The sequence below is a fragment of the Halorubrum sp. SD690R genome (assembly GCF_005435035.1).
Taxonomy (GTDB): Archaea; Halobacteriota; Halobacteria; order Halobacteriales; family Haloferacaceae; genus Halorubrum; species Halorubrum ezzemoulense.
Genome location: NZ_SGTV01000016.1, coordinates 26842 through 39597, shown reverse-complemented (window position 1 = coordinate 39597; position 12756 = coordinate 26842). Strand labels below are relative to the sequence as shown.

The window sequence follows — 12756 nt, the reverse complement described above, 5'->3', positions numbered from 1 at the left end:
CTACAATCCCGCTGAACCATCGCCACCGAAACACCGGTCAAACAATCACCGTGGGGGCGATCTGAGTGACCGATGCTACTGACGATCCGACCGTTTCTGCCATCCCGATGGATCCAGACAGTGCGTTCAACGCAATCGCGAACAGCCGTCGTCGCCGCGTCTTGCTCTCACTCTCACAGTCACGTGGAGAGATTTCGGCTGATGATCTGGCCGTCGAAATCGCTGCCATTGAGAACGCGATCGACCCCAGTAAAATCGGGAGCAACGAACGCACCTCGGTCTACATCTCGTTGACTCAGTCGCATCTCGAGACGCTCGATGAGTGCGGCGCAGTCGCGTTTGATGACCGATCGAAGTCCGTCGCTCCTACGGACGCGACCGAACCGCTTGCCGAACACATCCGTCGACTCCAGACTGCGTGTTACAAGCCGGACTCGGAGGGCGCCTAATGGCTGACTCCCAGCGTGAACTGGAGACGCTTAGAGAGATCGACTCCAACTTCCACCGGCTGTTCGAGGCTGTCAACGATGGTGACGACGTCGTTTCGATGCTGGGTGGCGATCCACTCGCAACTCTGCGGCGGGCACGGGCACAGATCGACGCCGCACTGTTCGCGTCTCACCGCGGTCGCGATGACGTCACGCTTGCTGACGACGGGGCCTGCCTGGTTCAATGGAACCCACAGAGTGCGCCACCGCGTCGCCTCCGGTTTGAACCCGACAGCACAGGCGAGTCCTGGACACGCCGTGAACTCGAGTGGACTGGCACGGGGTGGCGCTCCTGTGGTAGCGACCGTGTCGAGGACGTCGCGATACGCGCACCAGCAGCCGCCCGGTACCCTGATCCCGTCGACCCGACACCGCTCGAAACGATGGTTGAGTGGATCCGTGACAGCTGGGCGCGTCCAGACCCACCTGCGCTCGTGTTCGCGAAGACGGCTACAACTACACAAGGTGTGGTCGTCTCTGTCGACGGCGAGCTCCGCTACCGCGAGCGCGACAGCCCACAGTGGTATCCTGCGACGACAGACGAGTTCTACCACCACCTTCGCACTCACGGACAGCCAACGCTCCGACCGCTTTCAGAGACCGCACTGACTCGCCACGATTTTACTCCCAGCCCGCTCTCTCAATGACGGACCAATCACTCTCGCTTCCACCGGGCTTCGATCGTGGACTCACCAAGCTTATCGACGCGACTGAGGCGTTCCGGGACGCTCTCTCAGATGAAGAGACACTCACGACCGTCCAAACTGTCACCACACGGCGGCGGTTGTTCCTCGCGTTGTACGCGCTCAAAACGACTCGTCGACAGATTGGGGATACGGAGCATCCCCCGTCCCAAGACGATTATGAGGTGGTGACGTGGGATGGCCCTGCTCAGGCACTCTATCATATCGAATTACGTCTCGATCGGCTGCTTGAGGATCTCTCCATTCAGGGGTACGACCACACCTCACAAGAGTATTCGATCGAGCAAACACTCGAAACGATTCGAGACCACATCGTCATCCTTCAGGACGCACTTTTTGAGGAGTCGACGGACAACACCACGAAGCTTGAGAGGCTCTCTACTCACCGATCTGTCTATGCAGACGTGGCTGGGCGTGGGGTTGGCGATGGGCGATGGCTCGAGTATCAACTCCAGAGCGCGTTGATGCGGTGGGGGTATCGAGCAGAAACGCGCCAGCACCTGTTCGGTCTTGAGGTCGATGTCGTCGCCAGCCGAAAGCCAAAACAACAGAAGCCGACTGATTGGATCGTTGCGCAGTGTAAAGACTGGACAAGCGACACGATCACGCCATCGACGATCTTCCGGCTGTGTACGATAGCGTTTGCCTGCCGAGCAATGCCGATCCTCTGTCATACAACCGAGATCACACCTCGGGCTGAGGAGCTCGCCCGGCAGTTCGAAGTTCGAATTCTCGATCTACGGGATCTTGAACGGGGTGCGCTTCCTGCGCCTCAAGTGTACAAGCCGACGACTGAACTCAACAAATGGCCTCCACAGTACAACGCTCGTGTTGATCGGGGCACTCTCCCCGCGATGTTCTCCTACGGAGAGCCTGGCAAACGGTTCAGCTACGTTCCTGGCTTTACTCCTGTGGGGATGGACTACGGCTACGAACCGATTGATACCGATCGAGACGACGATACGCATCCTGCAGCCGGACACTGAATAGTTAGTTCATGAGGGTGTCATAGAAGACTTCCCACGCCCTGAACCAGAATCGCTCAGTACAGGGTATACACCTCACGTTCAGATTGGAGAGGTCTACTGTTGAGTGCGGATGAACTGAACTGTCTGATTTGAGAAGCTGTAATCAGATACTTTCCATCCCGAATCTAACCACGCATAAGAGTGCGGTTTGCTGCCATTAGACCACCACGCGTCGAATTTGTGGGCTGACTTTGGAAGACCAAATCCGAGAATTTCCTCGATCTCTGAGAAGCTAAGCTTGAGATGATTCTCGTCTACCGTTTGTAGGTACTGCTTCAATGGCAGATATTTGCCTTGATACCCGGTAGTATCTTGATATGACCCATTTATCGCTTGGGGGCTTCCGCTGGACTCCCTATTCCACGGCGGATTGATGTGCTCTACCAGCTCTGATTCGAGTTCTGATCTGTTCTCCGTATCTCGGTAGAATAGGGATACAGAGTTCCCTGCAATCACTTCGTCACGGATGTGTGTATTTATTCGACAGTTCGTTTCCTGCCCCCCATCGAAACAATTCCGTGGAGATATAGTCCCATATCCCTGATTGAACCGAACCGCTAAGTCTTGAGTTTCGCCAACATACATGATCTCATTGCAGCTACATAGTACGTAGACACCGGATTTTCCGGTCCATTGGGTTGGGATTGAGAATCTACAAAATGGCCCCCATCCGTACCTGTGGACATATGATGAATTTGCTTCTCGGTACCTTTGCTGTGGCGTCAGCGCCTCAACAACGCCATTATTTGACCGCTCCGGTTTAATTTCAGAGACATAGTTGAAATGATGTTCATTAACGGTCAGTGTAAATTCCGACATTATTGTGGGTACTCACAACGGCTACAAAATATCTGTTGGTGAATAAGATACGAGAGTCTTGTCTATGCAAGCAGATTCTTATGGCTAATTCGGCTCTGAGGTTGTGAAATAAAACCACCGTGACAACTCTTCTATGCGCGGTGTTCAGATAAGGATTGAAAGGTGAGGCGGTGCGTTTTCAAAGTGATCTATGCCCGAAAACGACCGCCTCAACGGCTGTTTAGACGAGATCAACTTAGAGTTTGTGGAGCGAGAGGCAACACCGCGGCTGTTGATGAAGCTCAGTATTCAGCTTCATTTAGCAGGATTATCGCTTTCGAATACTGTTTCGTTTCTTGAGGTATTCGGTGTTGAAAGAGTGCGCTCCACCGTTCACAACTGGGTTCACAAAGCCGATCTACAGCCGGAATCTGGTCGGAGCCCGAATCACGTTGCGGTTGATGAGACTGTGATTCGACTTGATGACGAACAATATTGGCTGTACGCTGCGGTTGATCCGGAAACGAACGATCTGCTTCACACACAGCTTGAGCCGACGACAAATAACGCTCTCGCAGATCGGTTTTTCGCTGATCTCCGTGACAAACACGACGTGGATGACGCAACCGTTCTCGTAGATGGATCAGCTTCACTTCAGCGAGCCTGTCGCAAACATGGCCTCGATTTCAGATACGAACGACATGGAAATCGGAACAGCGTCGAACGTGTCTTTCGTGAGGTAAAACGCCGAACTACCAGTTTTTCAAACTGTTTTAGCAACGCCAAAGCAGAAACTGCTGACGAGTGGCTCAGATCATTCGCTTTCGCATGGAATCAGCTTATCTGAACACTACGCTTCTATGACACCCTGAGTTCATGGCTTTTCGGTTCGTCAACTACACCGATTTGGAGGTCTTCGAACGGGTGTCTACGCGGAACCGTCGTGGAACCGTTCGATCGGGATATCGGAGACATCGTCATAATCGTCGTCATCGCCAACGAAGAGCGTCGCGTCGACATGTTCGAACTCAGATACCACACCCAGCGCGAGGTCGATATCTTCGGTTTGGTCTTTCAACCCATGAACTGTCATCGCCGATCCCCCAAGGAGAGACACCGTCACGGACTCCGACAGCCAACTGTCGAATTCTTTAAGAAACGCTTTGATCGCCTCGCTACCACTGAATACAGTCATGCGACCCCGTACTGATCTTTGAGCGCCCTGAATTCTGCTTCACTCGGGAGGGCGGCAGGAAGGTCGTCTGTGGTGTCGAACTCTCCGTGGAGTGTCCGATACATCGCAGCCACTGTCGACTCCAGACTGTACCACTGCGCAGTCTCTGTCAGCGTCTCTTGATCGATATCCAACGTCTCGATAAGGAGCATCGCATAGCTGACGCGACGAGACCCCCTATCAAGGAGGAGCGTGTGGCACACGACGTTGGCAGGTGTGAGCTCCTCGTCGGGCGCATACCAGAACGCGGGTTCGCCGGCGAGGAAGAACTGCAGGCCGTACTCCACAAACCGAGCAAGCCCGGTCAGTTGCCAGTCGGTGGCGGCCTTGAGTGCTTCCGTATCTTCGGCTGTCTGTACGCGGACGAGTGCTCGCTTCGGATCACACCATTTGACGGTCGCACTCGGTGCAAGTCCTCGGACGCGCGACCGGTGTTCGTGCCGGACGACTGCACGAGCGAACGTCAGCAGCGGCGAGAGGTCCTCACTTAACGCATACTCCGGGCCCGATGGGGACAGCATCGCGCGATGCTTGAGTGGTGACAGCGCCTTGTGGACACCTTGCCGGGTAATACCGAGTCGCTCGGCGATCGCGGACACGTGTCGGGGCTCGTCGAGATACCAGCAAACCCGGAGTGTGGCCGGCGAGAGGAGGTCGGGCCACTCGACGTGTCCGAGTTCGGATCGAAGGGCCCGGTATGCTTCGACGACCGGGTGGTCTGTGAGGGAGACTTCCCGCTGGTTGTTTGGCCCACGGTGTTCGGCGAGCAACCCCGATTCGAGTAACTTGTCGAGTACGTCGTAGAGATGAGTCTGCGAATACTCAGTGTCCATCACGAGATCAGCTGCTGTTGCTTCCCGGCCGGTGCTCAACGCGTCGATGACGGCGAGTCCGGCCTTCGTAAGCATCTCTGTCCACTCTAAGCACTATACCTATAAGTACGTTTTTTGATTTAGGTTGACGAAATCTGATCCACTATTGCTACCTCTGTCATAGAATCATCACCAGTGACCAAATTCACGGAGAGGAGACGAGCACGCAAGACAAATTGCGGACAAATACACCGACATCATGCCCCCCGACAGCAGGAAGGCTGCGGACGATACACTGCTGATTCTATCTTTCGTGAACGACGGCGAACTAGAATCAGACGCGGTTTAGCTGAATGTAGGCGCTAAGCCCCCGTCCTCAATGAGCGAGCAACGCGAGCGAGTAGGGCGGGGATCATCCGTGTTCGGTTAACACTCTCAGTAATATTCTACGCGTTTCGGGATCGCCTGAGTCGGGCGTACGCGACGGAATTGATCGGTTCTGGTTAACAATCAGAAGCTCCGCTTCTGACGACACCCTCAAGGAAGCCGCGTCAGCGGCTGAGTAGGGTGGGGTAGTTCACAGTGATTGAACTAGGTGATACTCTAGTAGTCTCCCCCATTCGATCCATGACTCAAAGAATCACTGATTCACTGATCGGCATCCTCCCCTGCGAGTTCGCGAATCTTCTCTTTCGTCTCTTCGCGGTACTCTCCAAATGCCACTTCGAAAATCGCTCGGTAGAAGTGTTTGTTCTTTTCCAGGGTGATGCCATCCCGCTTCAGCTGCTTTTTGAGCCGCGTGAACGTGACCTCGATGTCTTCACTCTGTTCCGGTTCAACGTATATCGTGGCTGAATCCCAGTCTTCTCGGATGTTCAGAGGGCCTTCATCAGCGTCTGCTGCTTCTCCCGTCGCAGCCTCCGTTGTGGCAGTAGCCTCCTGCTGTTCTGATTGCTCTGTAGGAGCACCTGGTGTTTCGCGGTCGTCTCTTTCTGCCGCCTCGTCTTTCTCGTCGGCTTCGGCTTCTTCCTCTTCTGGGTCTTCTGATGGGTTCTCAAACCGCTCATCCATTCCTCGGGGCATAATTACACCTCCACCTGCGTTTTGTCGAAGGCTCGTTCCATGGTTTCCGCAATTTCTTCGAACAGGTCGCGCTCGACCTGTTGGTCGTTTGCGTCCTCCCATTCGAAGATATCACACCCATTGTCCCAGGCACGCTGAATTGCTACGCGCATTGGGAGTTTAAATATCGGCGCCAGTGATGCGTATGACTCATCAAAAGCGGCAAGGAATTTCTGTGACTGCCCATCGTCTCGATACATGTTCGCTAGCAACCCGACGATCGCAATCTCGATCTGTTGGTTGGTCTCAATCGACTCCAGCTGGTCCCAGAGGTCGTCGAGGGCATCACGGGATGTCGCCTGGGTTTGCGCAGCCAGGAAGACGTTCTGTGCCGCGATAAACGCCGCATCTGTCAGAACTGAGAGATCCGGTGGGCAATCAATCAGAATAAAGTCGTAATCGTAGCCGTCGTCCACCAATTCTTCGAGCGCAAGTTTCAACGACAGCCGAGCACCTGCGTCGTCCATCCAATCTCGGGCAAGCCCCATATCCTTGTGGCTCGGCACAAGATCGAAATTCAGGTGCTCGTACTCGTCGCTATGGACCATAATTTCTGACAGCGTCGTGTTGTCTGTGCGCGGATTGTCGACGAGGACGTCGAGAAGATTTGCGTCATCGGTTGCGAGCCTATTCGGAAGATCGTTTTTTGGGCTTGAGGGATCGTTGTCGTCGCCCGGTCCCAGTCCAAGGCCTTTCGTCATGTCGGCCTGTGGGTCCATATCGATCGCGAGGACATCGTGATCGCGAGTGGCCAGTGCCGCGGCACTGTTGATCGTTGCTGTTGTCTTTCCCGTTCCGCCCTTCTGGTTGCCGAAGGCGATCGTGGGAATGCCAGTTGATGATGTGACGCCCCATCCCCGAGGTGGTTCGGTCATAATTTGATCATTGATTCAGTGATTCATAAATCCACGTCAGACATCTAAACTCGTTCTGGGAATACTAAAGTGCCGTATTCTGTGGTATAAACTGCTAACAGGCGCTTATAGGTTGTACTTGGTGAAAGGTCAAAGAATCACTGATTCATTGAGTCAACGCATTCTGGAATCCTTGCTTGTTGATTCCTTGGGGATTGGAGCTTGCTGCTGGCAGTTACTGAATCAGTGACTCTGTACTTCTCGTGGTAGGTAATCCATTGAATCTATATCTCTTTGATTCACTGATTCATTGATTTAGTGATTCAGATATTCTCAGCGCTCCTCTATGATTCACTGAATCCTAAAATCAATTACTCAATAACTCTTTGATTCACTGATTCTGTGATTTACTGAGATATGGAGCTCAAGCATTCACCGATAACGGACACGGATGAGACCCTTCTGGCGTTCAGTCAATCCTCTTCGAAGGCGGCAGCTAGCTGGTCCCGCATATACTCTCGACGAAGCTTTCGGGCCCGTGAATCTGAGAGATAATTCTGCAAGACGACGTCGGCACTCGCGCTTCCTTGTTCGGCCGCAATCTCGTCAAGGCTTCCGAGGACGACGTCCAGTGACGAGGAATAGGCGTCATACCAGAAGCGTCGCCCCATCTTTGGCGAGGGTGATACACCACCAATCTCGTCAGGAAGACTCGCTTGCTCAGCGAGCTGAGTGAAGCGGTTCCAGACTGTCCACCGGGAAATCGAGCCGCCTGAGGCGTGTGGCGACGGAAACAGGTAGCCATTCCAGTCCTCGTAATCGGCGAACATCGCGAGGCGGTCTTCGAGTATCTCTTCACCGTAGAGGAGGGATACCTCGCCGGGCCCGTTCTTCCGCTCTTCGAACGTAATATACGGAATTTCGTCGATAGAGGCGTCAAGAACGAATTGACGCGCTCGTAGGTTAGCCACCTCATTCGGACGAAGCCCCCATGCACACAGGGCAAGTACCAGGAGGCGGTCCTCCTGGTCGTCTGCCGCCTTGTAGAGTGCGCGAACGTGCTCGGTGGCGAGACATGGCGTATCCGAATCGTCGTCATTGCCGTTCGACCAGTCAAACTCGTCGTCGAGGCCGTCAGCGGGGTTCACCGCAGCCCATTTCCGACGCACCAGATGCGCATACCAGTTCGAAACAGCGAGATGAATTCGGCGTTTGGTTTGCCCACCGTCGAGATCTTCGTGTAGGCGGTCGAACGCTGCCCAACACGTATCGACTGCTTTGTAGGCTGGGATATCACCATCCCGAGCAACGGGGGTCACGAGGTCATCGGTGCCATTCTCCTCGCAGTAGGCGGCGACATAGCGGTTCAATCGGTAGCGGAGGGTATCGATTGACGATTCTGCAAGGCCCTTGCGTTCTCGCCGTGACGTGAGGAAGGACTCAAGTGCCTCGATTGTCCGTTCGTGGTCGGTTGCCCAGTTGTAGCCCGATTCTACGGCGTCGAGCTCGAGGTCCTCGCGCCAGAACTCCGCGAAGGTTCTGTCGTGATACTCCCGTAGGGCGTAAAGGAGCGGTCGGAATCCGTGGTCGCGGAGCCAGCTGTGTGTCGGTTTCTCTCGTTTTGGATCGAGTCCGTCTGTCTCCATCACTGGAGCGACGACAGCCCAATACGCGTCGAAGAGTTCGTCGAGATTGAGGAGGGTCCACGACACATCGTCGACATCTTCCCAGTCCCGGTCGGTTTCCGGGGTTGTTACGTCGCTCACTGTGTTGCCCTCCACGCTATCCGCTGTTCGTGGCTATGAATCGGGGAGAAACGCCTCGCTGAGTCGATTCCCAATTCTAAGTCCGGCATTTTTGGATGGTAGCGTGTTTCTCACAGTTATAGTATAGGTTTTGGGTACAAACAGACTGTTGGAGTCTGTGTGAACACCGAAAATAGATGCTGAATTCGGTCGCTATTGTATAAATCCTATGTTGCTATACAAATAAAGTAGCCGTGAGTCGCCACAGCTTCGGGAAAATCTCCGCCAATTCGGGATCAATCTCCCTATGAGGTGCTATGTTCTGCCCATTCTGGGGGAAGTCATCGAGCTACCACGGGAAATTGCGTGTTTTTGATCCGCCTACAGAGCGTTGCCACTCCCAATCGGCGAACCTGGTAGTGAATCCGTCGCTCAGTCAGGCGGCACCGAAGCGACCAACTCGACATACCGGCCTGCCGTCAGGATCGGCGCGTGGTTCACGTCACCGTCGAGGCCTCTCTTCAAACAAGTATTGGGGGGCGATGGCTGCACAGCCTATTGACTTGCCTCGGCTAACCCATGTAAGCGACATCAGAACATCAGCCAGTCGTCCTTCTCGTCTTCTTCCGGAAAGAAGCTCTCCGCATCGGGTAGCAATGGGTTTGATCCGTTTTCGATGCCGGGGCCAGCCAACCCGACTGCGCTTTCTGACGGCTCCGTAAACTCGCCTAAGCCCACCATCTCCGCCCCGGTTTCCGCATCCATCACGGGTTCCTCGATCGACACTCCGGGCTCCCAGTCGGACACTCCCAACTCGAGTTCTGGCTGTTCAACCGGTTCCACCACTGATTCTTCAAGCTCGGAGACCCCCGGGTCGACGTCCCTCAGTCCGAAAGGATCGGCATCCCACTGCGGCGGCTCCCACCGCGGCGGTGAACGATTCAACTCTTCATTGACTGCCGGCTCTTTAGCTACACCCACATTCTGCAATCCGATCGGTTCCTCGTCCATGGCCGGCTCCCAGCTAAGGGAGCAACGGTCACTGGAACGTACGTCGTCAAATGTGTCCATCTTTTCACGGCTACCGTAGCTGCTAGTGTCAGCTGCTGTCGGGCGATGATTCTCCAGTTCTGAGCCGAATTGCGGATCTGCCTCCACTGGATGCTGCCGTCTATTAGTGGCTGTAAGCGACTTATGACGACGGTTCACGCGCCTGTCTTGGTCACTATACCGAGTCTCATAGGTATTGCGGAGTGCCGATTTCCGGATGGTGGCGGTGTCGTCCGTCCGCCGACGAGCGTGGTTGTCCGCTGCTGTCGACGGACGCCCACTGTCGTTCGAGTCTGCGGTACAGGTGCTAGGTGGAGTGGGTGCGAGGAGGGCCTTGAGGAACGAGGAAATCTTGATCTCGATTGGGCTGCGGACCAGCTCGTGGCTCACGGCACTTGGCCCGACATCGATCTCGATGAGATCCGGGACTGGGTCAAGACTGATGAAGTCTGGTCCCCAGTCGACGTCGAGGTAGCTGAATCTGGTGTCGATCTGGACGAATTTTACCTCGCGGCTTGAGTCGACCGGCGTGAAATACTGGTTGTCGGTCCCAGTGGATGAGCTCCGGCTTGGTGAAGCTGTGGAGGTGAGGAGTTTGTTCCGGCGAGTCCACGCTCCCGCCGTTTTCCTCGTCTGGGAGGAATTGGTGTACGAGCCTGTTCGCTGCGTCGACTGGGTCTTCTTAGGGAGGTACTGCGGACGTTTCACTGTGGTCGACGACAGGTTCGGCTTCTCTACTGATGTTGGCGGCTCCGAAGGATCTGTGTCGTCGCTCGCTGTTTCCGGCTCCTGATCGGTTGATTCTGTGTATTCGGCTGTCTGCGATGTATTAACTGGCTGTGAGTCGGTCTGCTGCGTCGCTGAAGCTGTCGTGGACTCGCTGGACGTGCTCGAATACGTGGGCTCGGGAGCAGGCTGTAGATGTCGAGGAGACGGCGACGATACCACTGTATACGCCATCATTGCTGTCCCGGCGACGATACCAGTGACCGCGTACCAGAGGCCGGGTGGAGAACGCAGAGCGTCCACGAACAAGAGGGCTGCCCCGCCGAGGACCACGAACAGGGCACCAAGACGGCCGAAAACCGTCATTTCCATACAATACGTCAAGTTAGCTTAAATATCTGCTCCCAATACAAACCCCCTGTCGTCTCCTGGTACCTCGACCCATCACGACTTCCACCAGGGGCGGCAACCGACAGGTCCCTAGTTCTGTTCTCACAACCGATTAGGTAGCGACCTAGCATAGGAGCAAGTACAACCAGTACGGAAGTTGGATGATTCCCTCTCCGAGATCCTCAATAGGTTGTCTGCCTCGAACCGTATCACCAGCGAGGATGAATCCAAGTGGCACGTCGTACGCTTCTTTGAATTCTTGAACGGCTTCGAGCGACCCCTCACGCTCACGTGACTGATACGCTAGCCCAATCGGGACAGGAGTGCCATCCACCTCGAAGACAAAGTCGACCTCACCCTCCCGGCCGCGCCAGTACTGGACAGCTGGCGGTTCATCATTACCTTGCACAGCGTTGATCCCGTAGGCAAACCGCATCGTGTGGTCGAACGCCGCGACGCGGGCTAGGTCGGCCTCGCGGTCAAAATCGTTGCGGACGGTCGAGGCGTCGCCGTCGGCGAGCGCGGTCACCAGCCCTGTGTCACGGAGGTAGAGTCGCACCGACCGGGGCCGGCTATTGTCGTACTCGGTAACGCCGGTCAACAGGTACAGCTCTGCCAGCGCGGGAAGATAGCTATCGGCGATCGTCCGCCGGTCGACGTCGAACAGTTCGACGAGGTCCTGATACCGGAACGGCTCAGCACCCCGGTTTCGGGCGGCGAGCGCGCAGAGGCGTTCAAGATCTGCGATCGTCTGAATCGATTCGAAGCCGGGAACCTCCTGGTAGAGGGCATCGCGAACGTCCTCGCGCAGCTGCGCGTAGTCATCCACCGTCAGGTCCGCTGCCGACTCGGTGGCGCCGTCAAGATCGTAGCTGATGGTCCCGCCCATCGCGAGATAGTCGACGACTTGTGACTGGATGCGTCGTTCGACGTCTGCAACCTTCTCGTACTTCTGTCGAAGCTCTGCGACGAGTGACTCGATCTCGCCACTCCGGAGAGCCGCTGGCAGGCTGTTCTCCCCGGTTCGCAGAGAGGTGGGGCTCACGCGAGTGTCTTCTTCCTCAAGATCTGGATACAGCGTGAAGAGGTAGTCCCGGAACTTCTCAGGGAGAATGGGCTGGATATCGTAGTCTTCGGCCGGCATCGCGACGCTTTCGAGTTCCCGTTCGACTTGAATGCCGGCGCTGGCGGTCACGACGACGTGTCGTCCCGGGACGTCCTCGAGCAATTCTGCGACGGGGACGCCCCACCCGTCGATGGTCGGCTTGTTCGGATGCTCGATCTGGTGAACATCGTCGATTAGGATGAAGTGTGGGTGGTCTGCTTCGATGCGGCCGAGAACCCTGCTCTCGTAGTACCGAACTGCGCGTCGTAGCTGTTCGTCCGATTGGAGTTGGTAGAGCGGATCGGCGTCGAAGGGAAGATAGAGGAATCGTTCCGGATCGTCGCCAGTCTCGATGCGATGGTGAATGAACTGGTGGAGGAGCGTGGTTTTGCCGACCCCCCGCCGTCCGACGAGGCCGAGAAGCGGTTGGTCCTCGAACTGGCTGCCGGACTCGTCGGGACGGGCGAGATGATAGAAATCGCTCTTTTGCCGTGCCGGGAGTGAGAATGGTTCTGTCCCGTGTTCCCACCACGGATTATGGTCGTGAAGCGCCCGGACGAGAGCGTCACCAGCGTCGATGGGCATGGGTTTGTTGACTAACCCACGACGCCCTTCGCAATGATTGTTTCGACACAATACTCGACAGCATAGCGGTTGTTTTCTGTAAATAACCAATCTTGTAGGGGCGTATACCTCTCCC

At 55.6% G+C, this 12756-nt stretch carries 11 protein-coding genes and 1 pseudogene; 4 read left to right on the top strand and 8 right to left on the bottom strand.

The window, feature by feature from the left end:
- The first annotated feature begins 107 nt into the window (after positions 1-107).
- Genes EXE41_RS11160 through EXE41_RS11150 form a run of 3 tightly spaced genes read left to right on the top strand, consistent with a single transcriptional unit; the run spans position 108 to position 2178 of the window.
- Positions 108-449 carry a hypothetical protein gene (locus EXE41_RS11160; RefSeq protein WP_094583343.1) on the top strand — a complete coding sequence of 114 codons (342 nt, stop codon included), beginning with the start codon at positions 108-110 and terminating at the stop codon, positions 447-449.
- On the top strand, positions 449-1135 hold the full coding sequence (locus tag EXE41_RS19640; protein ID WP_241987231.1) for a hypothetical protein: 687 nt from the start codon (positions 449-451) through the stop codon (positions 1133-1135). Before EXE41_RS11160 ends, EXE41_RS19640 begins: the two co-directional genes overlap by 1 nt.
- Entirely contained in the window at positions 1132-2178 is a 1047-nt protein-coding gene (locus tag EXE41_RS11150) for a restriction endonuclease (protein ID WP_137691037.1), read from the top strand. The genes EXE41_RS19640 and EXE41_RS11150 overlap by 4 nt, the downstream gene beginning before the upstream one ends.
- A 96-nt stretch (positions 2179-2274) precedes the next feature.
- On the opposite strand, the gene EXE41_RS11145 is transcribed toward EXE41_RS11150, so the two are convergent.
- The gene (locus tag EXE41_RS11145) at positions 2275-3039 is read right to left on the bottom strand and encodes a GIY-YIG nuclease family protein (protein WP_137691036.1); all 765 of its coding nucleotides are present in this window, start codon (positions 3037-3039) and stop codon (positions 2275-2277) included.
- A 190-nt stretch (positions 3040-3229) separates the two neighbouring features.
- On the opposite strand from EXE41_RS11145, the gene EXE41_RS11140 reads away from it, so the two are divergent.
- On the top strand, positions 3230-3865 hold the full coding sequence (locus EXE41_RS11140; RefSeq protein WP_137691035.1) for an IS6 family transposase: 636 nt from the start codon (positions 3230-3232) through the stop codon (positions 3863-3865).
- 156 nt (positions 3866-4021) lie between these two features.
- Here the strand turns inward: EXE41_RS11140 and EXE41_RS11135 are convergent.
- The 7 genes and pseudogenes from EXE41_RS11135 to EXE41_RS11105 form a co-directional block, all read right to left on the bottom strand.
- Positions 4022-4213: pseudogene (locus EXE41_RS11135) on the bottom strand (hypothetical protein); the annotation flags it as partial.
- Positions 4210-5160 (bottom strand): winged helix DNA-binding protein, encoded by a 951-nt coding sequence (locus EXE41_RS11130; protein ID WP_137691033.1) that lies wholly within the window; start codon positions 5158-5160, stop codon positions 4210-4212. The pseudogene EXE41_RS11135 and the gene EXE41_RS11130, both read right to left, overlap by 4 nt.
- 552 nt (positions 5161-5712) lie before the next feature.
- Positions 5713-6135 (bottom strand): hypothetical protein, encoded by a 423-nt coding sequence (locus tag EXE41_RS11125; RefSeq protein ID WP_199240876.1) that lies wholly within the window; start codon positions 6133-6135, stop codon positions 5713-5715.
- A 14-nt stretch (positions 6136-6149) separates the two neighbouring features.
- Positions 6150-7061: a ParA family protein gene (locus EXE41_RS11120; RefSeq protein WP_137691031.1), complete on the bottom strand. Its 912-nt coding sequence runs from the start codon at positions 7059-7061 to the stop codon at positions 6150-6152.
- A gap of 452 nt (positions 7062-7513) precedes the next feature.
- Positions 7514-8806, bottom strand: a complete 1293-nt coding sequence (locus EXE41_RS11115; protein WP_137691030.1) for a site-specific integrase — start codon at positions 8804-8806, stop codon at positions 7514-7516.
- Between the two features lie 570 nt (positions 8807-9376).
- Positions 9377-10927 (bottom strand): hypothetical protein, encoded by a 1551-nt coding sequence (locus EXE41_RS11110; RefSeq protein ID WP_137691029.1) that lies wholly within the window; start codon positions 10925-10927, stop codon positions 9377-9379.
- Between the two features lie 148 nt (positions 10928-11075).
- Positions 11076-12641 (bottom strand): ATP-binding protein, encoded by a 1566-nt coding sequence (locus tag EXE41_RS11105; RefSeq protein ID WP_158294413.1) that lies wholly within the window; start codon positions 12639-12641, stop codon positions 11076-11078.
- Positions 12642-12756: the final 115 nt, after the last annotated feature.